The organism is Corynebacterium riegelii (genome assembly GCF_001263755.1).
Classification (GTDB): domain Bacteria; phylum Actinomycetota; class Actinomycetes; order Mycobacteriales; family Mycobacteriaceae; genus Corynebacterium; species Corynebacterium riegelii.
This window is the reverse complement of record NZ_CP012342.1, coordinates 754,793-778,791: the sequence shown is the minus strand read 5'-3', so window position 1 is coordinate 778,791 and position 23,999 is coordinate 754,793. Positions and strand designations below refer to the sequence as shown.

At 61.0% G+C, this 23,999-nt stretch carries 24 protein-coding genes and 1 tRNA gene; 14 read left to right on the top strand and 11 right to left on the bottom strand.

Annotated elements, in window-relative coordinates:
* The first annotated feature begins 41 nt into the window (after window positions 1-41).
* From AK829_RS03765 to der, 6 genes are read left to right on the top strand one after another with little or no spacing between them, the layout of a single operon-like run.
* The gene (locus tag AK829_RS03765; protein WP_052204405.1) at window positions 42-929 is read left to right on the top strand and encodes a ParA family protein; all 888 of its coding nucleotides are present in this window, start codon (window positions 42-44) and stop codon (window positions 927-929) included.
* A 1-nt stretch (window position 930) separates the two neighbouring features.
* Window positions 931-1,755, top strand: coding sequence for a segregation and condensation protein A (locus AK829_RS03760; RefSeq protein ID WP_052204404.1), 825 nt, complete (start codon window positions 931-933; stop codon window positions 1,753-1,755).
* Window positions 1,756-1,784: 29 nt separating this feature from the next.
* Entirely contained in the window at window positions 1,785-2,330 is a 546-nt protein-coding gene (gene scpB / locus AK829_RS03755) for an SMC-Scp complex subunit ScpB (RefSeq protein WP_052204402.1), read from the top strand.
* Between the two features lie 57 nt (window positions 2,331-2,387).
* Window positions 2,388-3,290 (top strand): pseudouridine synthase, encoded by a 903-nt coding sequence (locus tag AK829_RS03750; RefSeq protein WP_052204399.1) that lies wholly within the window; start codon window positions 2,388-2,390, stop codon window positions 3,288-3,290.
* Between the two features lie 10 nt (window positions 3,291-3,300).
* Entirely contained in the window at window positions 3,301-4,008 is a 708-nt protein-coding gene (gene cmk, locus AK829_RS03745) for a (d)CMP kinase (protein ID WP_052204397.1), read from the top strand.
* Window positions 4,005-5,633, top strand: a complete 1,629-nt coding sequence (der, locus tag AK829_RS03740; RefSeq protein ID WP_052204395.1) for a ribosome biogenesis GTPase Der — start codon at window positions 4,005-4,007, stop codon at window positions 5,631-5,633. The genes cmk and der overlap by 4 nt, the downstream gene beginning before the upstream one ends.
* Window positions 5,634-5,639: 6 nt before the next feature.
* Here der and AK829_RS03735 read toward each other — a convergent pair whose 3' ends face one another.
* Window positions 5,640-6,410 carry a class I SAM-dependent methyltransferase gene (locus tag AK829_RS03735; protein ID WP_052204393.1) on the bottom strand — a complete coding sequence of 257 codons (771 nt, stop codon included), beginning with the start codon at window positions 6,408-6,410 and terminating at the stop codon, window positions 5,640-5,642.
* A gap of 34 nt (window positions 6,411-6,444) precedes the next feature.
* Between AK829_RS03735 and AK829_RS03730 the strand changes: the two genes are divergently transcribed.
* Both AK829_RS03730 and AK829_RS03725 read left to right on the top strand, forming a co-directional pair.
* Entirely contained in the window at window positions 6,445-7,320 is an 876-nt protein-coding gene (locus tag AK829_RS03730) for an alpha/beta hydrolase family esterase (RefSeq protein WP_052204390.1), read from the top strand.
* Window positions 7,321-7,349: 29 nt separating this feature from the next.
* Window positions 7,350-8,291, top strand: coding sequence for an alpha/beta hydrolase family esterase (locus AK829_RS03725; RefSeq protein WP_141738159.1), 942 nt, complete (start codon window positions 7,350-7,352; stop codon window positions 8,289-8,291).
* Window positions 8,292-8,340: 49 nt separating this feature from the next.
* On the opposite strand, the gene AK829_RS03720 is transcribed toward AK829_RS03725, so the two are convergent.
* The 3 genes from AK829_RS03720 to AK829_RS03710 all read right to left on the bottom strand — a co-directional run bounded on the left by AK829_RS03720 (window position 8,341) and on the right by AK829_RS03710 (window position 10,088).
* Window positions 8,341-8,414, bottom strand: a tRNA-Pro gene (locus tag AK829_RS03720).
* A 39-nt stretch (window positions 8,415-8,453) separates the two neighbouring features.
* The gene (locus tag AK829_RS03715; RefSeq protein WP_052204386.1) at window positions 8,454-8,858 is read right to left on the bottom strand and encodes a YchJ family protein; all 405 of its coding nucleotides are present in this window, start codon (window positions 8,856-8,858) and stop codon (window positions 8,454-8,456) included.
* A gap of 12 nt (window positions 8,859-8,870) precedes the next feature.
* Window positions 8,871-10,088, bottom strand: a complete 1,218-nt coding sequence (locus AK829_RS03710) for a bifunctional alpha/beta hydrolase/OsmC family protein (protein WP_052204384.1) — start codon at window positions 10,086-10,088, stop codon at window positions 8,871-8,873.
* An 84-nt stretch (window positions 10,089-10,172) separates the two neighbouring features.
* Between AK829_RS03710 and secA2 the strand changes: the two genes are divergently transcribed.
* The 5 genes from secA2 (at window position 10,173) to AK829_RS03685 (ending at window position 14,989) form a co-directional block, all read left to right on the top strand.
* Entirely contained in the window at window positions 10,173-12,464 is a 2,292-nt protein-coding gene (secA2, locus tag AK829_RS03705; RefSeq protein WP_052204381.1) for an accessory Sec system translocase SecA2, read from the top strand.
* 48 nt (window positions 12,465-12,512) lie between these two features.
* Window positions 12,513-12,944: an oxoglutarate dehydrogenase inhibitor Odhl gene (gene odhI, locus AK829_RS03700; protein WP_052204378.1), complete on the top strand. Its 432-nt coding sequence runs from the start codon at window positions 12,513-12,515 to the stop codon at window positions 12,942-12,944.
* Window positions 12,945-13,025: 81 nt separating this feature from the next.
* On the top strand, window positions 13,026-13,775 hold the full coding sequence (gene ftsR, locus AK829_RS03695; protein ID WP_052204377.1) for a transcriptional regulator FtsR: 750 nt from the start codon (window positions 13,026-13,028) through the stop codon (window positions 13,773-13,775).
* Entirely contained in the window at window positions 13,775-14,317 is a 543-nt protein-coding gene (locus tag AK829_RS03690; protein ID WP_052204375.1) for a bifunctional nuclease domain-containing protein, read from the top strand. The genes ftsR and AK829_RS03690 overlap by 1 nt, the downstream gene beginning before the upstream one ends.
* Window positions 14,318-14,416: 99 nt before the next feature.
* Window positions 14,417-14,989 (top strand): MerR family transcriptional regulator, encoded by a 573-nt coding sequence (locus AK829_RS03685; RefSeq protein ID WP_052204372.1) that lies wholly within the window; start codon window positions 14,417-14,419, stop codon window positions 14,987-14,989.
* An 8-nt stretch (window positions 14,990-14,997) separates the two neighbouring features.
* On the opposite strand, the gene AK829_RS03680 is transcribed toward AK829_RS03685, so the two are convergent.
* The 6 genes from AK829_RS03680 to gndA are packed head-to-tail and all read right to left on the bottom strand — an operon-like array spanning window position 14,998 to window position 22,418.
* Complete coding sequence (locus AK829_RS03680; RefSeq protein ID WP_052204370.1) at window positions 14,998-16,329, bottom strand: vWA domain-containing protein; 1,332 nt, start codon at window positions 16,327-16,329, stop codon at window positions 14,998-15,000.
* 11 nt (window positions 16,330-16,340) lie between these two features.
* A complete protein-coding gene (locus tag AK829_RS03675) occupies window positions 16,341-17,180 on the bottom strand; it encodes a hypothetical protein (RefSeq protein WP_052204369.1) in 840 nt (279 codons plus the stop codon).
* On the bottom strand, window positions 17,167-18,219 hold the full coding sequence (locus AK829_RS03670) for a hemolysin family protein (RefSeq protein ID WP_052204367.1): 1,053 nt from the start codon (window positions 18,217-18,219) through the stop codon (window positions 17,167-17,169). Before AK829_RS03670 ends, AK829_RS03675 begins: the two co-directional genes overlap by 14 nt.
* Entirely contained in the window at window positions 18,216-19,613 is a 1,398-nt protein-coding gene (locus AK829_RS03665; protein ID WP_052204365.1) for a hemolysin family protein, read from the bottom strand. Before AK829_RS03665 ends, AK829_RS03670 begins: the two co-directional genes overlap by 4 nt.
* Before the next feature lie 23 nt (window positions 19,614-19,636).
* On the bottom strand, window positions 19,637-20,935 hold the full coding sequence (locus AK829_RS03660; protein ID WP_052204363.1) for a DEAD/DEAH box helicase: 1,299 nt from the start codon (window positions 20,933-20,935) through the stop codon (window positions 19,637-19,639).
* 10 nt (window positions 20,936-20,945) lie between these two features.
* A complete protein-coding gene (gndA, locus tag AK829_RS03655) occupies window positions 20,946-22,418 on the bottom strand; it encodes an NADP-dependent phosphogluconate dehydrogenase (protein ID WP_052204361.1) in 1,473 nt (490 codons plus the stop codon).
* Window positions 22,419-22,512: 94 nt separating this feature from the next.
* Here gndA and AK829_RS03650 point away from each other — a divergent pair, with 94 nt between their 5' ends.
* Window positions 22,513-22,896: a PaaI family thioesterase gene (locus AK829_RS03650; RefSeq protein WP_052204359.1), complete on the top strand. Its 384-nt coding sequence runs from the start codon at window positions 22,513-22,515 to the stop codon at window positions 22,894-22,896.
* 9 nt (window positions 22,897-22,905) lie between these two features.
* On the opposite strand, the gene AK829_RS03645 is transcribed toward AK829_RS03650, so the two are convergent.
* Entirely contained in the window at window positions 22,906-23,979 is a 1,074-nt protein-coding gene (locus AK829_RS03645) for a magnesium and cobalt transport protein CorA (RefSeq protein WP_052204357.1), read from the bottom strand.
* Between the last annotated feature and the right edge of the window lie 20 nt (window positions 23,980-23,999).

The window sequence follows — 23,999 nt, the reverse complement described above, 5'->3', positions numbered from 1 at the left end:
GTGGCGTCAAGTGCACAGGCGGGATAGAGAAAGGACCTGCGATGGCGGAGAAACCGGCAGACGGCGCGTTGTTCGAAGCTGAAGAACGCAAGACGTTCTTGACCGGACGGCCCTACCGCGAGTTTGCGGCGCCGAAAGAGCTTGACCGCCACGGTCCCGCAAAGATTATCTCGATGGTCAACCAGAAAGGTGGCGTGGGCAAAACCACTTCCACCATCAACCTTGGTGCTGCGCTGGTAGAGCAGGGGCGCAAGGTGCTGCTGGTTGATTTGGATCCGCAGGGTGCTCTGTCCGCGGGCCTGGGTATTGCGCACGAAGATGACCAGATTACGGTGTATGACCTGCTTTTTGACAACACCGCCAGCATTCACGCGGCAATCCAGCACTCGAAGGTCTCCGGACTAGATCTTGTGCCGGCAAACATTGACCTTTCAGCTGCAGAAATCCAGCTGGTCAATGAGGTGGGTCGTGAGCACACACTGGCGCGTGCGCTGCGCCCGGTGCGCAATGAGTATGACTACATCTTCATTGACTGCGGTCCTTCGCTGGGCCTGCTTACAGTCAACGCGCTTGCAGCGTCCCACGGCGTGATCATCCCGATGGAGGGTGAGTACTACTCCCTTCGCGGCTTGGCGCTGTTGACGGACACAGTAGAGAAGGTGCGCGACCGCATCAACTTCGACCTGGACATTGTGGGCATTTTGGTGACCATGTTTGATCGCCGCACCACGCACGCGCGCGAGGTCATTGAGCGTGTGGTTGAAGTCTTCGGGGATCGCGTTCTTGACACGGTGATTACCCGCACTGTCCGCTTCCCGGAGACCTCTGTTGCAGGTGAGCCGATCACCACGTGGGCACCAAGCTCCCAGGGTGCGGAGCAGTACCGCAGCTTGGCGCTCGAGGTTATGGAACGCACTGAGCGGAACTAGCGTGGGCGTAGGCGCGCAGCACCAGGTTGGTGAGCAGCCGGAGATCACCGGCTTCACCTTGGTCCTGAACAATTTTGAGGGGCCCTTTGACCTCCTGCTGAACCTGATTCACTCCAAGAAGCTTGACGTGACCGAGGTGGCGTTGGCGGAGGTGACGGATGAGTTTATCGCCTATACCCGCGCCCTTGGGCAGACGGCGGAGCTCGATGAGGTCACGGAGTTTCTTGTTATCGCTGCCACCTTGTTGGACCTGAAGGCTGCACGCCTTCTGCCGCGCGGTGAGGCCGACGAGATCGAAGACCTAGAGCTTTTGGAATCGCGCGACCTGCTTTTTGCTCGCTTGTTGCAGTACCGCGCCTACCAGCAGGTGGCCGAGCAATTCCGGGCCTGGCAGGCAACGGCGCAACGTAGCTACCCGCGTGCGGTGGCTATGGAGGAGCGTTTCGCCGAGCTTTTGCCGCCGGTTGAGCTTGGTCATACGCCTGATAGCTTTGCGCAGCTTGCGGCCAGCGTGTTTCGGCCTAAGCCACCGGAGGAGGTGCGCACGGATCACCTTCATGAGGTTGCGGTGTCCGTGCCGCAGCAGGCCGGCAAGATTCTGGACACGCTCAAGCTTGCGGGGGCGCAGACTTGGCTGTCCTTTGCCGCACTAACGCGGGATTGCACGCGTTCCATGGAGGTTGTCGGGCGGTTTCTTGCCCTGCTTGAGCTGTATAAGGGGCGCGCAGTGGAAACACAGCAGGAGGTTGCCCTTGGCCCGCTTGATGTCTCGTGGACCGGCATTGAGGTGGACCCAGCCGTCGTCGCCGCCGGAAACTGGACCTAAGGCACAACCCAAGGAGTGAAGCGATAACTATGGAGATGGTCTCACAGCTGCGTAGCCAGATTGAGTCGATCCTGCTGGTGGTGGACACACCTGTAGCCGCCGCCGACATCGCGGGTGCCTTGGCCGCAAGCGAAGCGGACATTGAAGAGGTGCTTGCGCAGTGGTCGGAGGAACTCACTTCCCGCGGCAGCGGCATAGATCTTCGCAGGACTGAGGCCGGGTGGCGCTTGTACACCCGCGCGGAGAATGCTGACGCGGTGGAGTCATTCGTGCTGGACGGCGCGCAGACCAAGCTGAGCCGCGCGGCCCTTGAGACCCTTGCGGTGGTGGCGTACCGGCAGCCGGTGACGCGTGCCCAAGTTTCCGGGGTGCGTGGCGTCAACGTCGACGGTGTCATGCGCACGCTCACCCTGCGTGGTTTGCTTGCAGAAGTGGAGCCGGACGATTCCACGGGTGCTCACCGCTACGTCACCACTGAGCTGTTTCTGGAGCTTTTGGGCATTGAGTCACTGTCCCAGCTGCCGGAGTTGGCGCCGCTTTTGCCGGATGTGGACGCGATTGAAGACGCCTGGTAGCCACCCAGCAGCCTTTAGATAGGTAAATAACGGCAAAACGCTGGTAGGGTGGGCCGCATGACTCGAACCGCTCGCCGAGACGGCACACCGGAGAGGGATAAGAACGAAACGTTCTATATCTCCTACGCAAAGCCGGCTAAGAAACAACACGTACAACGTCCGGAACCTCACCCGTTGGAGGACAACTGGTGGGATGATGAAGAAACTAAAACCCGCAAGCAAAACACTGAAGGTGTGCGCCTGCAGAAAGTGCTCGCTCAGGCGGGTGTGGCCTCACGCAGGCATGCGGAGGTGATGATTGCCCAGGGGCGCGTCAGCGTCAATGGCAAGCGCGTCACTGTGCAGGGTATGCGTGTGGATCCGGATCGTGATGTGATCCGGGTTGATGGCACCCGCATCAATGTTAACGAGAAGCTTGAGTACTTCGCGTTTAACAAGCCGCGTGGCGTGCACACCACCATGAAGGATGAGCTGGACCGCACGTCTGTGGGCTCGTACCTGTCGGAGCGCACTGCCTCTGGTCAGCGCCTGTTCCACGTGGGCCGCTTGGATGCGGATACGGAGGGCTTGCTGCTGCTTACCAATGACGGTGAGCTGGCGAACCGTCTGACCCACCCGAAGTACGAGGTGTCCAAAACGTATTTGGCCACCGTGCTGGGTGAGGCAAAACCGGCGCTTGTCAAGGAGCTCAAAGAGGGCATCATGCTTGACGACGGCCCCGCGAAGGCCGACTACGCCCAAATCGTCGATGTGCACAACGGGCAGTCGTTGATTCGTCTTGAGCTGCATGAGGGCCGCAAGCACATTGTGCGCCGCATGTTGAAGGCCGCAGGCTTTCCGGTGCAGCGTCTGGTGCGTACGAAGGTGCACACGGTGCAGCTGGGCGATATGAAGCCTGGGTCGATGCGTGCGCTGAACGCTGCTGAGCTGACCTCGTTGTACAACGCGGTGGAGATGTAAGGGGAGCGTTATGGCTGATTCTTCGTTGCTTTCGAATACCGCTGACGGTGGCTTGATTCTGGCTGTTGATGGGCCTTCAGGTACCGGTAAGTCCACGACGTGCCGTGCGTTGGCGAAGCGCCTGGACGCGAAATACGTGGACACGGGTGCGATGTACCGCGTAGCAACGCTGGCTGTGTTGCGCGCGGGCGTGGACCCGCAGGATACGGATGCCGTGATTGCGGCAACAGCAGATCTGCCGCTAACGGTGTCGGATGACCCTGATTCCACCGAGGTACTGCTTGGCGGTGAAGACGTCTCTGGTGAGATCCGCGGCCCCGAGGTCACTCGCAACGTCTCAGCGGTGTCTGCGATTCCGCAGGTGCGTGAGAACCTTGTGGCGCTGCAGCGCAAGCTTGCTCGTGATGCACATCGCGCGATTGTTGAGGGCCGTGACATTGGCACTGTCGTGCTTGTGGACGCCCCGGCGAAGGCCTACCTGACGGCGTCTGCGCAGGTCCGCGCGAAGCGTCGCTACGACCAGGATGTGGCAGCCGGCCGAGAGGCGGACTTTGACACAGTGTTGGCGGATGTGCAGCGTCGTGACGAGCTGGACTCTTCACGCGCCACCAGCCCGCTGAGGCCTGCCGAAGACGCTGAGATTATTGACACCTCGGCGATGACGCTCGATGAAGTGTTGAAAACCTTGATTCAGTTGATTGAAAGGAGTGCCCGATGAGTGATCACAACCGTGACCACGAGCAGATGCCAGAGACGCAGTTCTACCAGCCTGGCATTGACGCCTCCGGCTACGACGAGGTGGAGGAGCACTACGTCACCGCTGATGACGCTGAGTTCTACGAGGGTTATGAAGACTTTGATGACTCTGACTTTGACGATTCAGACTTCGGTGAGGCTGACTACGGCGACACCGGCCTAGAGGGTCGGGATGAAGACGCCGATGAGGACGCTGAGTACACCGACGAAGAGTGGGCCGAAATTGAGCGCGCCTACGGCATTGCACGGCCCGACATGGTGGAAGAGGCGCTGCCGACGGTTGCCATTGTGGGCCGCCCTAACGTTGGTAAGTCCTCGCTGGTCAATAGGTTCATTGGCCGCAGGGAGGCTGTGGTGGAGGACCATCCTGGCGTGACCCGTGACAGGGTGAGCTACCTTGCTGACTGGGGCGGGCGCCGCTTCTGGGTGCAAGACACCGGCGGCTGGGACCCGGACGCCAAGGGCATCCACGCGGCAATCGCGCGCCAGTCTGAGGCCGCGATGGAGACCGCGGACGTGATTGTCATGGTGGTGGATTCCCACACCGGCATTACGGAAACGGATGCGGTGATGGCCAGAAACCTGCAGCGCTCCGAGGTGCCCGTCATCTTGGTGGCCAATAAGTTTGAGTCTGAATCGCAGTGGGGCGACGTCGCAGAATTCTATGGGCTGGGTCTTGGCGACCCGTGGCCGGTATCTGCACTCCACGGCCGCGGTGGCGCGGACGTGCTCGATGAGATCCTGCGCGTGTTCCCAGAGGTGCCGCGTGCGGCGAACTCCATTACGGATGGCCCGCGCCGCGTGGCCATTGTTGGACGCCCGAACGTGGGCAAATCCAGCCTGCTGAACAAGCTGAGCAAGTCGGACCGTTCGGTGGTGGACAACGCCTCGGGTACCACGGTGGACCCGGTGGATGAGCTCATTCAGCTGGATAAGAACTTGTGGAAGTTCATCGACACCGCAGGTCTTCGCAAGAAGGTGAAAAACGCCCAGGGGCACGAGTACTACGCCTCGCTACGCACCCGCGGCACCATCGATGCTGCCGAGGTGTGCGTGGTGGTCATCGACGCCTCCCAGGAGATCTCCGAGCAGGACCAGCGCGTGATCTCCATGGTGCTGGAAGCCGGCAAGGCGATGGTGATCTGCTTTAACAAGTGGGACCTCATGGATGAGGACCGCCGCTACTACTTTGACCGCGAGTTCGAAGAGCAGATTGGCCACCTCAGCTGGGTGACCAAGATCAACATCTCCGCAGACACGGGTCGTGGTTTGCACCGTCTTGAAGACGCCATGACGGAGGCCCTGGAGAACTGGGACAAGCGCATCTCCACAGGTCATCTGAATACGTGGCTTCGTGAGGCGATTGCGGCCAACCCACCGCCGATGAAGAACAACCGTCTGCCGAAGCTGTTGTTCTCCACCATGGCGGCTACACGTCCGCCGACAATCATCCTGTTCACGACGGGATTTTTGGATGCGTCGTACCGCCGCTACCTGGAGCGCAAGTTCCGTGAGCGCTTCGGCTACCACGGCACACCAATTAGGATCGCGGTGCGTGTGCGCGAGCGTAACCAAAAGAAACGCTAGCGCCGCTCATAAGCAAAGGCGCTCATAAGCAAAGGCGTCAGTGCGATAGGGAAGCGGCAGCAGCTGGCCGGGGCTGAAGCCTAACCTCTCGTAGAGGTACCAGTGAAGGTTCGCCTCTACCTTGGCGCGGGTGGTGTCGCTGGCCCGCAGCCAGTAGGAGCGGGTGCGCATGAGTGAGATCAGCTCTTCCGGCGTGGTGGGTTGAATCCACTTGGTGCGCTGCTCATCTGCAAGTTGCCACTGGTTACCAACGGTTGGGTAGAACCCTTCGCGGTGGACGTCGCCAGAGTGGCTGATGCGGGAGTATCGCAGCACCCAGGGGTGGGTGACATCGAGGGTGTTCCACACCAACACCAAGCGGCCATCCGGTTGAGCTACGCGTGCCGCCTCACGGCTGGCGGCTTCTACGTCGAGCCAGTGCCACGTTTGCGCGCAGGTGATCGTGGAAAACTGAGCATCTGCAAAGGGCAGCGCCTCTGCGGTGCCGCGGACCACGGCAACGTCCGTAAGGCGGGCAGCCAGAACCTGCGCCATGTCTGGGGAGGGCTCGAGGGTGGTGATGCGGTGGGCGTCGGCAAGCAAAAGCTCTGTGAGTTTGCCTGTGCCAGCGCCGATGTCTAAAAGTTCCCCGCCGCGCACAAGCGAGCGGACCTCGGCGGGGTAGGAGGGCCGAGCAGCGTGATACAGCGAAGCACCAGTGGAAAACGCGCCGGCGGTGAATGCTCGGGCGGCGTCGTTTTTGAATGCTGGGCCCTGCCTGGAGCTGGGGTTGACCATAGGTGGCCAATCTAGCCGTGTAGCCTTGGAAGTTATGAATAAGGCGGTGCGAATCACGGCGGCGCTTGCGCTGTCGGTGGGCCTGATCAGCGGATCGAGCAACGCAGAGGTGCTGGCAGCCAGTACAACCACAACCTCTACCAAGGTTCCGGTGCCGGACTCCATGGAGCGGAAAGAGCGCCGCATCAAGGCTGGTGGTGAGAAGCGCACATACTGGGTCTCCGCCCCGAAGGATGCCAAAGACCGCGAGCTGCCGCTTATCCTGGCATTCCACGGCAAGACTGACACAGCGAAGAACTTCCTAGAAAACAGTGGCCTTGGGCATGCGGACGCCATCGTGGTCGCCCCGGACGGGCTAGCCAAGAAGGATGTGTGCGACGACAAGTTCAAACAAGCCTGGTCTCCTGCCCCCTACGCTGTGACCACGTCGCAGCAGGATTTTGCGCTGGTTGATGCGCTGCTGGCGAAGATGGATAAAGAGTTCAATATTGATCCCGAGCGTATTTACCTGACCGGGTTTTCTAACGGCGGCGGCTTTGTCGCATCGGTTATCGCGCAGCGTCCGAAGCCGTTTGCCGGTGCGGTGATTGTCTCGGCTGCGGTGCGCAACCCCGAGTCGGAACTTCGCACTGGCCTGCCCGTGCCGCTGCGCATCATCCACGGGGATAAGGACCAGCAGGTCCCGCTGGAGGGGTACAACCGGCCCACCAATGTGAAGGGCTGCAAAGACGGTCCGGGTGATGTGGTGTTGGATATCCGTGATGTGCGCGACGCGTTTTTGCTGCGCAGCGGCTCAACAAACGTGTCCTATCACGAGGTGAAGGGCATGGGGCATAAGTGGATCCATGATGAGCCGATAGACGTGACTGATGAGGTGCTCGACTTCTTTGATATCCCCAAGCAGGGGTAGCGGGAGGTAGTGCGCTACGCTTTCCACCCGTGCGCGGGGCAAAAAGAGTTGCAGCCGCCGCGATGGCCTTGATGCTCGCGGCGGGTATTAGTGCATGTTCGCCCCTGCTTCACGACGATCCAACGCACACCCCACCAACCCTCACCAAAGTCGAAACCGCCGACCCTATGGACGTGGCGCAGCCGTGGAGTCCGGCAAGCGCAGGTACTCGCTCGGTGACGGCGGCTGGATTTGAGCGCAACTACATCATGTCGCTGCCCCCGGGTGCGCATGAGCGCTCCAGACTTCCCGTGATCTTCGTGTTCCACGGGTATAAAGAGAGCGCTGAGACCATCCGCGAATACTCAGGGCTGGATTCAGCCGACGCGATCGTGGTGTACATGGAAGGCATTGACAAAGCCTGGGCGCCAGCACCGTATGCGGTGACTACTGGCGAGCAGGACTTGGCGTACGTGGACGCGGTGTATGACCAACTGATCAATGAATTCGCTGTGGACCGCGCGCGTGTGTTTGCCGCGGGTCTATCCAACGGCGGTGGGTTCGCCGCGTATGTGGGTTGCCAACGCCCCCAGGCGTTTACCGCGGTGGCAACGGTGGCCGGCGCGTTCTATGAGAAGGTGTCTGCGGGGTGCTCCGCGATTCCGATGAAGCACGTGGATTTCCACGGCACGCATGATGCGGTGATCAATTACGCGGGGGGAGAGCGCCACAGCACTGTCTACGGGTCGAGCGCGGAGCTGATGGAGGACGCCGCACGCCGCAGCCGCTGCGACGCTGAACCGGCCATCAGCGCCGTCTCGCCAACCATTGAGGAGTACCGCTGGACCGGGTGTGACGCCGCTGTCACGCACTACCGCATTGAGGGTGGGCCGCACGTGTGGCCGGGGTCCATCAAAGACACCTCGGCTACGGTGTCCATCGGGTTTGCCACGCGCCAGATTCTGCACTTCTTCGGAGTCGGCCTGCGCTAGAGTCAAAAAATAAAAACCCCAGCTCACGCCGGGGTTTTTGTTTGCTTTGTCGGACTGACAGGATTTGAACCTGCGACCCCCACACCCCCAGTGTGGTGCGCTACCAAACTGCGCCACAGCCCGATGTTGCCAAAAGGGCAACACCGAAAGATTACAGCACTGTCATCGTGGAATGAAACCGGCAGGTGGGGCGGGCAGGCCGCGCACGTACACCCAGCGCCCGGCGCGGCGTTCAAACGTGGAGTATTCGCATTGGATGCCGCTTGCGTGGGTGGCTGCAAACGTAACGGCGCCGTCCTTGTCAAAGGGGCCGCCGCCGCTGGTTCCAAGGATCTCCAGGTTGGTGTAGGGCTCGCCATCGGGGTTGATGCTGAGGTCAGCGGGCAGTGTTTCCTCGGCCCAGGTGCTGCGGATATAGGCTTCGTCGCCGACAACGAAGGCGCTGTAGCGCGAGCGCATGAGCGCCTCCGCAGTCGCCGGGGTTGTCTCGCCTGCGTGGTAGCGTCCACAGCAGTCGGCGTAGCGCAGATTCGAGCGGCAGGGGCACGACTGGTTGGGGTTTAGCACGATAAGCGTCCCCTACTTGATGGCCTTGGCCGCTTTGGCCTGGGCGCGGCGCTCTGCAACGGTGGCCTTGCGCACCACGGTCTCCAGCTGATTCTTGGCCACGTAGCCGTCCACGGTGGACGCGGCACCTGCGGCACGCAAGGTCTCAGCCTGGTCGTCCGTCAGGTCACCGTAGAGGGTGATTTCGCGGGTAAATCCGCCGGTGCCGTTGTGGGTGATTTCCACGCGGACGTCGTCAAGCTGCATGCCCTTGGCTGCCTCCCGGATGGCCTGGGAGCAGCTGACAGCAAGTGCGGACATGTACAGGCCGGTAGACGTTACGCCTTGGCCCTTACCACCGGAATTTTTGGCGCGGTCCGTGGTGATCGCACGGCCGGAGGTGCGTACCACGTCGCCGTATTTGGTGCCGCGGGCGGTATAGGAGATCGCGTTGGAGTCACCGGTTTGGTCCGGCGTGAACTCGGGCACGATGTACTGCTTAGCCCAGGAGCCGATGATGTCGGCGGCGCGCTGCGCGGTGCCCTGGCGGGTGAGCAGGTGGTCCGCCTTGTCCAGGGCCATGAGGGACTTGGGGTAGCGGGTGAGACGGAAGATGGTCTGGGCGTTGTCAATGCCCACAGTCACGTCAATCGGGGAGTGGACCAACAACAGCGGCTTCCGTAGCAGCGGCAGGTAGGCTTCCGGGTTGGTCACCGCGAGGTCCTCCAGAAACTCGCGAGAGATGATCAGCTCGCGCCCGCCCAGGATGACGGGTACGGAGCCGTTCGCGTCGGCTTCACCGATCTTGTCTGCGTAGTGGAGCACGGAGTGCGCCGGGTCAAAGGGTGCACCGACGGTGGCCACGGCCTTGATCATGTGCTTCAGCTCCGGGCGGGTTGCCGCCTTCAGTGTCGCCGCACCACCCAGGGAGTGGCCCATGATCAGCTGTGGGGCGGTGAAGTTCTCTTCCATCCATTGCGCCACAGCCACAATGTCGTCGACGTTTTGGCTGAAACTGGTGTCTTTGAACTCGCCGCCGGACTGGCCGAGGCCCGGGAAATCAAAACGCAGCGTGGCAATGCCGTGTTCCGTCAAGCGTTTAGAGATGCGTGACGCTCCGGGGGTGTGGCGTGAACCTGCGAAGCAGTGGGCAAAAATCGCGTATGCCTGCGCAGGGGCATCGGGCCGGTCGATGGTGGCTGCCAGCGGCGTACCGGTTGAGGATGGCACGGTGACGTTCAATGACTGCATGGGTACACAGTAAAGCACGTTGCAGGTTTGGTGTCGGGTGGACTTACCATGGGCAGAACACTGAAAGGAAGGACGCATTTCCACATGGGCGCATTTGATTGGTTCTGGAAGGCCATGGGGTCTACCTCCGAGCGCAACAACAAGAAGTCCAAGGGGGTTGTCGCTGCGGCTCAAGGGTTGATCGAGGAGCTTTCCCTGCTTGACGACGCTGCGTTGGCCTCCACCGTGCGCTCCACCGTAGCGGACGGCGAGATTGCTGATAAAGCCCGGTTTTTGGCGGGCCTGTCAGTGGCCTCTCAGCGCACGCTGGGCATGACGCCGTTTGAGGTGCAGAACCAAGCTGTGCTGCGTCTGCTTGAGGGCGATGTGATCCAGATGGCTACCGGTGAGGGCAAGACGCTGGTGGGGGCTATGGCGGCGACGGGCTACGCGCTGACCGGCAAACGGGTGCATGTAATCACCGTGAATAATTATCTGGCGGGCCGTGATGCTGAGTGGATGCGTCCGCTGGTGGAGTTTTTCGGACTGACGGTTGCGCCAGTGACGGAATCCTCGACGCGTGCAGAGCGCGTGGCGGCGTACGCGTGTGATGTGATTTACGCGCCTGTGACTGAGATTGGCTTCGACCACCTGCGGGACAACCAGATCACGCACCGCTCCCAAACGGTGCAGCTGGATGCCGATGTAGCGCTGGTGGATGAAGCGGACTCCGTGCTTGTGGATGAAGCGCTGGTGCCATTAGTCCTCGCTGGTTCTGAGGGCACCAAGCAGGCGACCGGCCAGATCACAGCCGCAGTGTCGCAGCTGGAGGAGGAGAAGGACTACACCATCGACTCTGATGGCCGCAACGTGTTTTTGACCGACGAGGGCGCGGCCAAGGTGGAAAAGCTCCTGTGCATTGACTCGCTGTATTCGGATGAGCACATTGGCACCACCCTGGTACGGGTGAACCTGGCGCTGCACGCCAAGGCGCTTCTGATCCGAGACGTCCACTACATCGTTGCTGATGGCAAGGTGGCGCTTGTGGATGCTTCGCGTGGCCGCGTCGCCGAGCTGCAGCGCTGGCCCGACGGCCTGCAGGCGGCGGTGGAATCCAAGGAAGGCCTGGATGTGTCCGAGGGTGGTCGCATTCTGGACTCGATTACCTTGCAGGCGCTGATGCGCCGCTACCCGGTGGTGTGCGGCATGACTGGTACCGCAGTTGAGGCCACTGACCAGCTGCGTTCCTTCTACGGGTTGCACGTGTCCGTGATCGACCGGGCAAACGAGCTTGCGCGTTTTGATGAGGCGGATCGTATCTACGCCACCATGGCGGAAAAGAACGCGGCAATCGTGGAAGAGATCGCGCATATCCACGAAACCGGCCAGCCGGTGCTGGTTGGTACGCACGACGTTGCGGAGTCCGAGGAACTCGCCGAGGCTCTTGAGGCGCGCGGCATCGCTGTCAACGTGTTGAACGCGAAAAACGACGCTGAAGAGGCGCGCATCATTGCTGAAGCCGGTGATACGGGGCGTGTGACTGTGTCCACGCAGATGGCTGGCCGTGGTACCGATATTCGCCTCGGCGGAGCAGATGAGCGCGACCACGACGAGGTGGCGCGGCTTGGCGGCTTGGCAGTTATTGGCACTGCACGACACCGCACGGCCCGCCTAGATAACCAGCTGCGCGGCCGCGCTGGCCGACAAGGGGATCCAGGCTTGAGTCTGTTTTTCGTCTCGCTTGAAGACGACATTGTGAACGTCGGCGGCGCCGACGAGCAGGTCACTGCGCACCCCGCGGAAGACGGCCGCATCGAATCCGGCCGCATCCAGCAGTTCATTGAGCACTGCCAGCGTGTGACCGAGGGCCAGCTTTTGGAAATCCACTCGCAGACCTGGAAGTACAACAAGCTCCTGGCGGATCACCGTGACATCTTGGATGAGCGTCGCGCGGCGCTTCTGGACACCGACACGGCCTGGCGGGAACTGTCTGAGCGCAACCCGCAACGCGCCGCGGAACTGGAGCACCTTCCGGCGGATACCAAGGAGCAAGCAGCACGCGACATCATGCTGTTCCACCTGGATCATGAGTGGTCGGAGCACCTCGCGCTGATGGATGACGTACGTGAATCCATCCACCTTCGCGCCATTGCCCGCGAAACCCCGATTGATGAGTATCACCGCATTGCCGTTCGCGAATTCAAGGACCTTGCCAACCGCGCGGTTGATAAGGCTGTGGAGACTTTCGGATCCGTGACTATTGATGAAGAAGGCGCACACTTGGCGGATGCCGGGTGGAAGCGTCCAAGCTCTACGTGGACCTACATGGTGTCTGATAACCCCCTGGCTGGGTCCGGAAATTCGGTTATCTCCGGCATTGGCAACATCTTCCGCTAAGATAAACCGCGACTTATTTTTCTTACTTCCGATTTTTTGGAGGCTCCAATGAGCGAGAACACTGCAACCCCGCAGGCCCAGGTTGAGACGACCTCGGTTTTCCGCGCAGACCTGCTGAAGGAAATGGAGAACGGTGCAGCACCTGCTCCGGACTCCGCTCCCGGCGCCGAGAATCTGCCAGAGGGTGCTGCACTTCTCGTGGTCAAGCGTGGCCCGAACGCGGGTGCGCGCTTCCTGCTGGACCAGGATTGCACCACTGCTGGCCGCCACCCTGAGGCGGACATCTTTCTTGATGATGTGACGGTTTCTCGCCGTCACGCCGAGTTCCGCCGCACGGAGGACGGTTATGAGGTAGTGGATGTGGGCTCGCTCAACGGCACCTACGTCAACCGTGAGCCGCGTAACTCTGAATCCTTGTCCAACGGTGATGAGATTCAGATTGGTAAGTTCCGCCTGGTGTTTATCGTCAGCGAGAGCTAAGACCACACGCTTCGCCTCTGGTGCGCAGGGGCGAAATTTTTTCAGACCAACCTTCAACCTCGAGGAAAGATTGAGCATCCAGTGAGCGCCATCCCGAAGACCTCCCCGCAGACCCGCGCTGGGACTGCTAAGGCTGCGAAGACTGCGAAGACTGCGAAGACGATGTCCATTGGCGTCGTGCTGGAACGCCTGCGCACGGAGTTTCCGGACGTTACGGTGTCCAAGATTCGTTTCCTTGAGTCCGAAGGGCTGATTACCCCGCAGCGTACGGCCTCTGGCTACCGCCGTTTCACAGATGAGGACGTGGAGCGTCTTCGCTTCATCCTGATCACCCAGCGTGATAACTACCTGCCGCTGAAGGTGATCCGTGAGCAGCTCGAAGCGATGGATGCGGGTTCGGTGGCTCCGGTTGCGGCTGTTGCTGAGGCTGAACCGGCACCGACATTGCGTTCTTCGGGGCCCAACCTGTTTAGCGACGTTGATGTGGCCACCAAAGCCTCCGCCCCCCAAGAATTTGTGGACGAGCTGATCCGCGCGGGCCTCATTGCGCCAAGTGCAGCCGGCCTGTTTGGTGAAGACGACGTACGCATTGTCACCGCAGCGCTCACACTCGACGGCTACGGGCTGGACGTTCGCCACCTGAAGACCTTGCGTACGGCTGCCTCCCGTCAGGCGGACCTGATTCACCAGGTCACTGAGCCGCTTGCGAAGTCCGGTAAGGCCTCCGGCTCGCAGGAGGCTGAGGAGATGGCGCACCAGATGGCAGCGGTCATGGCCACGCTTAGCTCATCCTTGGTGCAGGCGGAGCTGCGCCAGCAGCGGGCGCGCTAGTGATTGCCGTCAACCTTGTCGGGGTCTACGCAATTGGCCCCGAAGAGTTCCTCTGCGCGTTGTTGGAGTGGGAAGAAGAGCAGCGCTACGTTCCAGTGTGGCTCTCGCTCGCAGACGGCGCGGCACTTGCCGCCGCCATCGAGGGGGAGGCGCGCCGCCGTCCGAGTGTGCATGACGCCATGACGGAGTTAATCACCCGCGCCACCACAGGCATCAACACCATTGCGGTGACCAGCTATTACCAGGGTGTGTTCATCTCGGAGCTTTCGCTTGCAGACGGCACGACGATCGACATGCGCACCTCCGACGCGTTACTGCTCGCCGTGGCTTCGGATACGCAGATTTTTGTTGATGAATCAGTGCTGCAGCAGGCGTCCATGCATTTGAATCCGGCGACAGCGAAGGAACTGTTCGACCTGGATTTGGAAGACGAACTTGACCAGGCGGAGATCGAGGGCGAGTTTGAGGAGTTTATGCGCGAGCTCGGTCTCGATGGGGGAGACGGGGGTAACGAGGGGGACCAACCCTCAAGTTCTTCTTGAGACTTGTGCGGCGTGTTGCGCATGTGACACTTGACGTTAAGCCTAGGCTGACATTTAATTAGCACGAGGCCTTATGGCAAACACCATGGGAGTAATTACATGAGCACGAACGACGTTGAAACCGCCGACTTCGCCGAAGCTTCGGTCCAGGAGTCCCTCTTCGACATCGGCCCGTCCGATGAAGTTGGCTACCGCGTGCCAATCGCATGCCAAGTTGCGGGCATTACCTACCGCCAGCTTGATTACTGGGCACGCACCAACCTGGTGCGCCCGTCCATCCGCGGTGCGAAGGGATCCGGCTCCCAGCGTCTGTATTCCTTCAAGGACATCCTGGTGCTCAAGATTGTCAAGGGCCTGCTGGATACCGGTATCTCGCTGCAGAACATCCGCTTGGCGGTGGACAAGCTGCGTGACCGCGGTGTGAACGACATCGCCGAGATCACCCTGGTGTCTGATGGTGCGACGGTCTACGAGTGCCGCAGCAACGAAGAAATCATCGACCTGCTCAACGGCGGCCAGGGCGTGTTTGGCATCGCCGTGCCGCAGATCATGAAGGATCTGACCGGTACTATCTCCGCGTTCCCGTCCGAGCGTGTTGTTGAGGACGCTGAGCCGGACAACGTCGTCGGCATCGATGAACTGGCGGCACGCCGCCAGCGCAAGACCTCTTAGACGCTCGTTTACGCTCCCGCTGCCTCCCGCACTGCCTGCGGGAGGTTTTCTGCTTCAATCCACGTGCTGGCGACCTCCTTGACCGCCGCATCGGGCTCCTGCGTACCGACGTGCACGCCAATGACCTCAACCTTGTCACCAGCGAGCTGACGGATCTGGTTTACAAACGCCTCGTCGGCTGCCGGGTCGCCGTTGGCGTCGGCGGTGCCGGTGGTGATCAACACGACACGTACGGGTTCCTCACGCTGCGACATCTCGGCCACCGCGGCACTGACCGCCTCGCGGGTCTGCGGCACACCAGCCGTGCCCAACCTGCCCACAACATCAGCGATGTACTCAGCGTCTGGCGTCATATCAACGTTATGGCGGTAGCCCTGTATCACCCCGGGGCTTAACGGGGAGGAGTAGTTCCATAGCGCTACCTCGTGGCCGTCAGCCTGGACGTCACGTGCCGCCTGACCGACCGCCTCCTGAGCCTGGGCCATAAACGGTGTCATTGCGTCCGAAGTATCCAGGACAAACAGGGTGTTTCGGCCCTCACTAGTCAGTGCCGCGCCACCATCCGGCAACGCCGCCGCCCACACGGTTTCCGGGATCAGCGGCTGCGAAACCTCAGCAGCCGACACGCGCTCGGCGGCGAAACGTGCGAAATCCTGGCCTGCACGCGCCTGGTTCTCATCCACCGTGTTAGTACTGTTCAGCGGGATCGCGGCATACTCCACGGCACCGTCGAGCGCCTGGAAGTCTTCCGCCTTCTGGCTTGCGGATGCCACCGTCAACCCATCAGCAGGTGCCTCACCATCGACGGCTTGCTCGGTAAGTGCATGGACGGCTTGCGCGGGGCCGTCCGCAAGCAGGAAAGCCACAACCGCATTCGCCTCCGGAGTGTTGGTGGGGAAGCGGACATTGTTCAACGAAACCTCACCCTTGCCCGCAACACCAACCTGGTCCACATACACAACGGCCGGCTCCGCAACCGCCGAAGAACGCTGCGCGCGACTCAACTCCTCCTGCGTAATGGACGTTGCTGGGGCGAGGTACACCGCAGCGTCCGCAATCTTGTCCGTAATCACCGGCAAGATGCAGTGCTCACGCACCACCGGCTTTGATGCCGCGTAGGCGCCGATGAGCTCCTGGGCGATCTGCTCATTGCTTGTGGCTACCGGCAACGCGAGCTCACCAAGCACACAGGGTTTCTCCTGCGCAGTCGTCTCGCTTTCGTCACCGCGCTGGCTCACAGACCACACCACACCGCCAGTGAGGGCCAACACCGCGCACAGCGCCGCGATCGCCCCGCCCGAAAGAGAGTAGTTGTTCTTACCGTTGGAATGCCGACCCATAGGGGCCAATCCTAGTCCGCAACCTCAACAGAATCATCGACCAACAGGGCATCCAACAACGCGAGAAGTTTCGCCCGAATCGGCGCAGCCTCTGCGGCAAGCGCCCGCTGGCGCGCCACGTACTGCGCTTTGCCCTCCGGTGTCTCAACCGGGACAACGCCAAAGCCCAGCCCGCGGCAGTCATAGGGGGAGGCCTCCATATCCAACGTACGAGCCTTTACCGCCAACTCAAAGGCATCCAACAGCAGCTCACCAGGGACAACCGGGCCCATCTTCGCCGCCCACTTGTACAAATCCATAGACACATGCACGCATCCAGCCTGATCGTTAGCAACCTGCCCCTCACGCGTCAGCACCGTCACGTTCAACGGCTTGGCGGCAGGCGTGAAGAAACGGTACGCATCAAAGTGGCTGCACTTGACCTGGTGTGCCTCAACCACCGCATCGGTGCCTTCAGGACCAAGGCGCAGCGGCAAATCATGGCGCGGCGTATCCCGGTAAACCATCGCCCACTCATGCATGCCAAAGCAGTCAAAGTGTGGCGAGCGCTGCTGCGTTGCCCGCAACAGTTCGCGGATACGCTGCATGTCGTTACCGCGTTTGGCCAGGAATTCGGTGGGGTTGAAGGAGGCGTTATCCGGGGCGTCGATAAGCAGAAAGCCCAACCCCGGATGCCACCGCTCAAGCTGGCTGGCCCGCACCGGATAGTACTCAAAGAGGAAATCCCACACAGGGTGCTTCTCACCACGAGTGCGGCGCTGGCGGTGCGGGACCGTATAGCGGCTGGCACGCTCCAGATGAGCCGCCTGACGTGCCTGCCAGACCTGCGGGGGAAGACTAATCGTCTTCATGCGTCCAGTCGGTCACGGTACCCACGTACTCCTCAATGATGTCCTCGAGTGCGGCGACACCCACCAGCTCACCATCCACACGCACCTGCGCCATATGCGCCGAACGACGGTGCATACTTGTCAACGCATCATCCAGGGACTGCGAACCATCGACAATGCTCAACGGACGAATACGGCTGACCGGCACAAGCGCACGATCATCCTCCGCCGCAAGGAAATCCAAAATGTCCTTCACATGCACATAGCCAACCAACACGCCCGGCGCGCGCTCCACCGGGTAACGCGAAAAGCCAGTCTCACGTACTGCCTCTTCGATCTCATCAAGGCGAATGCCGCGCGGGTGGTACGCAAGGGTGCGCACCTCATCCAACGGGATCATCACCTCAGTGACACTGCGCGACTCCGTACGCAGGGCGTTAGCCAAACGACGCGTCTCCTCCGCATCCAGCAAGCCTTCCTCGTTGGACTCACGGATCATGGTGGCCAGCTGCTCCTGGTCCACCGTGGATTCCAGTTCATCGCGCTGTTCAATACCGAAGGCCAGCAACGTCTTACGAGCCACCCAGTTCATCGCCTCTAGCAGCGGGCGCGTCAGGCGCATCCACACCGAAAAGGCCGGCACCAGTAGCATCGCGGTCTTCTCCGGGCCCGCAATGGCAATGTTCTTGGGCACCATCTCACCCAACAAAATGTGCAGGAACGAGATGATGATTAGTGCGATGACAAAGCTGATGGGGTGCAACAGCTCCGACGGCAGACTTGTCGAGGCAAACGGCACCTCAATGTAATGGGCAATCGCAGGCTCGGCCACCTTACCCAGAATCAGTGACGCCACCGTGATACCAAACTGCGCACCAGCCAAGTAGATAGAGAGATGCTCCGTGGCGTAAAGCACGCCCTTGGCTTCCTTCTTGCCCTGGGCCAAGAGTGACTCAAGACGGTCACGGCGCGAAGACACCAGTGCAAATTCCGCCGCGACGAAGAACGCATTCGCCAACAGGAGGACGACAATAAGCAAAACTGCAGTCACAATGCTCACAACGCACCGCCTTCCTGTAACGCTGCGGCTTGCTCCGGCGTAACGGGGGACAAGATGGCGCGCTCCACGCGGCGATCATCCATCACCGTCACGCGAGCCAGCCAGAAGCCGTCCCTGACGGTCTCCAGCTCCTCCTGAAAGCTCGTCGCCGTAAACTGCGGCAGCACAACCTTGTCGCCCACCTGCGGAATCCGACCAAGCGCCGACATGATCAGGCCACCAAGCGTTTCATAAGGCCCGTCCGGGGCGGCGTAGCCGGTTTTCTGCGTGAGCTCATCAAGACGCACAAGGCCCGCAACCTCCCAGGAGGTGCCGAAGCGTTGGAAGTCGCGCTCGGATTCTGCGTCGTCGTACTCGTCGTACACCTCGCCGAGGATTTCCTCAACCACGTCCTCAATGGTCACAAGGCCTTGAGTACCGCCGTACTCATCGGCCACCAGCACAACCTGGGAGCCGGCGGAGCGCACGCGGTTGAGCACTGCATCTCCATCGAGTGTGCCCGGCACAAACGGCACTGGGCGTGCCATGGAGGCAAGCTTGGTGGTACTGCGCGCCTCACGCGGAACGTTGAATGCGTCCTTGATGTGGACCACGCCAATCGTGTCGTCCAGATCGCCTCGGCGTACCGGGAAACGCGAGTGGCCGGACTCCTGCGCAAGCGCGATGAGATCCGCTACGGTGTCCTCCGCGTCCAGCGCTTCGATGGTGGAACGCGGCGTCATCACCTCTTCTGCAGTGGTCTCGCCGAAGCGCAGCGAGCGATCAATCACGGCAGCCGTATCCGCGTCCAGGCCACCTGCCTCGGCCGAGTTGCGCACCATCGCGCCAAGCTCCTGGCCCGAGCGTGCCGACGCCAACTCATCCGCCGGCTCAATACCCATCTTGCGCACAATCCAGTTAGCGGAGGAGTTCATCGCCTTGATAAACCACTTGAACACCGCGTTAAACGCATTCACCGGCGGAACGACGAAACGAGCGGTGTGCAGCGGCTCTGTGATTGCGATGTTCTTCGGTACAAGCTCGCCGAACACCATGGAAAGCACCGTGGCCACTACAAGCGCAAGCACCAGGGCAACGGGGCGCGAGGCGCTTTCGCTCAAGCCCACCAACTGAAGGAGGGGAGTGAAATACTGGCCGAGTACGGGCTCTGCCAAGAAGCCAGCGGCCAGCGTGGTCAGCGTGATGCCCAGCTGCGCGCCGGACAACACGAAAGACAGGTTGCTATGGCTGCGCGCCACTGCGCGCGCCCGGGCGTCGCCCTTTTCCCGCACGTGCGCCTCAATAGTGGAGCGCTCAAGGCCCGTCATGGCGAACTCGATAGCCACGAACAAGCCCGTGGATGCGGTGAGAAGCAGAAACCCGATAAGGGCGAGGATGGATATGAATATGTCCATGGTGTGGTGCTAGCGCGAGCGCTTTAGCGTGAGTGTCTCCTCCTGCGTTGCTGGTTGTTGCGACGCTGGTTGTTTCGGCGCCGGTTGTGTTGCGGTTTGCCTGAAGACCGTGCGGGGGCTGCAGCACGCTGCGGCTGTCCCGGCGGCGGCAAAGGTTGCCCTTCAGGCTTTGTTGCTCCAGTAATTTTAATCAGCTCGGGGCTCAGCGGCTGTACTTGGACCTCCGGCGCGTCTACACCCGCCTTCTTCAGCAGCGTTGCGACCTCTTTGCGCTGCTCATCCATCACCAACGTCACTACCGTGCCCGTGGTGCCAGCGCGGGCGGTGCGCCCGGCGCGATGCAGATACGCCTTATGCTCGGCGGGGGGGTCGATGTGGACGACCAACGAGACGTCATCAATATCGATACCTCGCGCCGCAATATCGGTGGCCACCAGCACGGGCGTCGAGCCGTCCGTAAACCCCTCGATTGCGCGGGTGCGTGCGCCCTGGCCCTTGTCGCCGTGCAGCCCTTGGGCGTGGATGCCAACGCGGCGCAACTTCTTTACTTGTCTGTCCACGCCATGCTTGGTGCGCATGAACATGATCGTCTTACCTTTACGCGCTGCGATCTGCGTGACAATCTCGGCGCGCGTGTCCCGGTTGCCAACCAGCAGCCGGTAGTGCTCCATCGTGTCCACTGCAGCCTCCACCGGGGCGGTGGAATGGGTGACAGGCGAATGCATGTAGCGCTTGACCAGCTTGTCCACGTCCCCGTCCAGAGTCGCGGAAAACAGCAGGCGCTGCCCGCCGCTTGGCGTCATGTCCAGCAGTTTGCGTACCTGTGGGATGAAACCCATGTCTGCCATCTGGTCGGCCTCATCAAGCGCGGTGATCTCCACTCGATCCAGGTGTAGATAACCCTGGTTGACCAGGTCCTGGGCGCGGCCCGGGGTGGCCACCAAAATATCTACCGGGGCGGCGAGCGCACGGATGTGGTGGTTGATATTCACGCCACCGACAACCTCAATCACCCGCAGCCCAAGCGCGCCTGCTGGCTCCTCCAGCCGCTCCCGGATCTGGGTGGCCAGCTCACGCGTCGGTGCCAAAATAAGACCTCGGGGCTTTCCGCGTTTCGACGGCGCGCCTTCCAACCTCGCCGCCATCGGCAACCCAAACGTAAACGTCTTGCCGGAACCAGTCGGCCCGCGGCCAAGCACGTCCTTGCCCGCAAGCACGTCCGGGATCGCCGCCTGCTGGATGGGGAAGGCATCCGTGATGCCCTGTTTGTGCAGGACACGGACAATGTCGCGGGGCAGGCCGAGGTCGGCGAAAGAAGTCATCCGAAAGATTCTAGTAGGACAACTCTTCGCGGTCACCCGACCACGCGGTATGGAACGTGCCCTCCATGTCCACGCGGCGGTAGGTGTGCGCGCCGAAGAAGTCGCGCTGGCCCTGAATCAGTGCCGCCGGCAGGCGCTTGGAGCGCAGCGAATCGTAGTAGGACAGGGAAGACGCGAACACAGGCACGGGCAGGCCGAGGCGGGTGGCGGTGACCACGATGCGTCGCCAAGCATCAACAAGCCCCTTTTCCAGCTCACCCTTGAAGTACGGATCAAGCAACAGGGAGGCAAGCTCCGGGTCGCGCTCATAGGCCTCAGTGATGCGGTTAAGGAACTGCGCGCGAATGATGCAGCCGCCACGCCAGATACGAGCCAGATCGCCCGGCTTGATGCCCCAGTTGTACTCCTGGGAGCCCGCGTTGATCTCATCGAAGCCCTGGGCGTACGCCACCAACTTGGAGGCGTACAGGGCGCGGCGTACATCCTCCACAAACTCCTCGCGCGACACTCCCAGTGCCTCAAGCGTGGTCACATCGCCCGCAGGCAGATTCGCGCTCTGGGCCGCCTCACGCTGCGCGAGTGCTGAAGACAAGGCGCGGGCAAACACAGCCTCACCAATACCGGTCACCGGCACGCCCAGGTCAAGCGCTTCTTTCACCGTCCAACGGCCGGTGCCCTTTTGGCCAGCGGCGTCCACAATGATGTCAATGAACGGTTTGCCGGTACGCGCATCCACCTGGCGCAGCACCTCAGCGGTGATCTCAATCAGGTAGGAATCCAGATCACCCTTGTTCCACTCCGTGAAAATGTCCGCGATCTCCGCAGGCTCCAGCCCGGCAGCGTAACGCAGCAAATGGTAAGCCTCACCAATAACCTGCATATCCGCGTACTCAATGCCGTTGTGCACCATCTTCACAAAGTGGCCGGCGCCATCCGGTCCGATGTGAGTCACACACGGTGTGCCGTCCACCTTCGCCGAAATATCCTCCAGCAGCGGACCCAAGGTCTCCCAAGACTCCGCAGGACCGCCCGGCATAATTGACGGCCCACGCAACGCACCTTCCTCACCACCAGAAATACCGGCGCCCACAAAGTGACGGCCCGTGGCAGCAACCTCCCGCTCACGACGGATCGTGTCCGTGAACAGGGCATTACCACCGTCAATGATGATGTCACCCTCATCCATCGCCTCAACCAGCTGCGCGATCACAGCATCCGTCGCGGCACCCGCCTGCACCATGATGATCGCCTTACGAGGACGCTCAAGCGAGGCCACAAACTCCTCGATCGTCTCAGCCGGAATGAAGTTGCCCTCATGGCCAAACTCCGCAACCACCGCGCGGGTCTTCTCCGGCGAGCGGTTATAAATAGCCACAGTGTGGCCCTTGGATGCGAAGTTACGCGCCAGGTTGGAGCCCATCACAGCCATACCAACAACGCCGATCTGAGCAAGGGAAGTATCCGAAGCAAGTGGGGTAGTCATGCAGCACAGTGTACGTGGCCGCGTTGGGCAACTGCGTCTCGGATTAGTTTCCGACTAGCCCACAAACCCCAACACCATACGTATAGTGACCGGCATGGAAATTGCAGAGATCAACCGCATGAATACCGGATTCGCCCAAACCATCGGCATGGAAGTCACCGCTTGCTCCGAAGAAGAGATCAAAGCCCACATCGACGTGGGCCCTGAGCACCTCCAACCGGCAGGCATTGTCAACGGCGGCGTCTACGCGGCTATTGGCGAGACCCTCGGCAGCCTCGCAGCCATGTTCATCAGCCAGAAAGCTGCCGTGGGCATGAACAACAACACGGACTTTCTGCGGCCAGTGTCTTCCGGCCGCATTGAGGCAGAAGCGATCCCAGTCCACATTGGCCGCACCACGCACCTGTGGCGCATCGAAATGCGCAACAACGACAAATTGGTGGCGATCACCAACCTGAAGTTGATGATCATGGGCTAGCTACCCAGCCTAGAGCCAGTGGTTCTTCCGGAACCACCAGAACATCACTGCCATCGCGCTGAGCATGACTAACAGTGCGGCCGGGTATCCAAACGCCCAACCTAGCTCCGGCATGTTCTCAAAGTTCATGCCGTAAATACCCGCGATCAGCGTGGGCACTGCTGCCATACCAACCACAGCCGAGATCGTGCGCATGTCCGCGTTTTGCTGCATGCTCACCTTCGCCACCGAGGCATCAAGCAGCGAAGACAGACGCTCATCAAAGCCCGAGACGTGATCCGAGGCAATGGTCGCGTTGTCCTGCACATCACGGAAATACGAGCGCAGCGTTTTGCGCACCATGTCCTTGTTATTGGTCAAGCCGTTTCGAAGTGCGGGTGCGAGCGGGTCAATGGCGTGGCGCATCTCCAAGATCTCACGCTTGTAGTTGTAGATCTTGTCAATGTTGATCTGGCGCTTCGGCGTGAACACCTCGTTTTCCAGCTCATCCACGTCCTGGCTCAGGTATTCCGCGACCCGCAGATAGTTGTCCACCAAGTAGTCCGCCACAATCCACGCAACCGCACTGGGTCCAAGGACAACGAGGTCTTCTTCCGCCTCCAGCTGGGCAGTCAGATCCGGCAGTGGTGCGTTGTGGCGAATGCTTACCGCAAAATTCGGTCCCGTAACCACCTGCACCTCGCCGGTGGAAATGATCTCACGGGCGTCCGCTACTTCTTCGTCATCGCGGTAGTGCACGGAGCGAACAACCATGAACAATTGCTCGTCGTAGCGTTCGATCTTGGGACGCTGGTGGGCGTCCAACACATCGTCCACAATCAGGTCATCAATATCGAAGATGCCGGCAAGCCGCTCCATCTGATCCTCAGTGGGGGATTTCAGTGACAACCACACAAACGCGTTCTCGTGCTGCTGCACAATTTCCATTGCCTGGTTGACGCGAATATTGCCGGGCAGACGCTTGCCGTCTACAAACACCCGGCAAAAATCCATCGAGCGTTCAATAGGCACCCGGATGGGCGTACCCGAAGGGGGCTCAGGTCTTTTCGGTCGCGGTCGCGTAAGTGGAATACGTGGCGGCATGGGCTCCAAGCCCCCTTTCA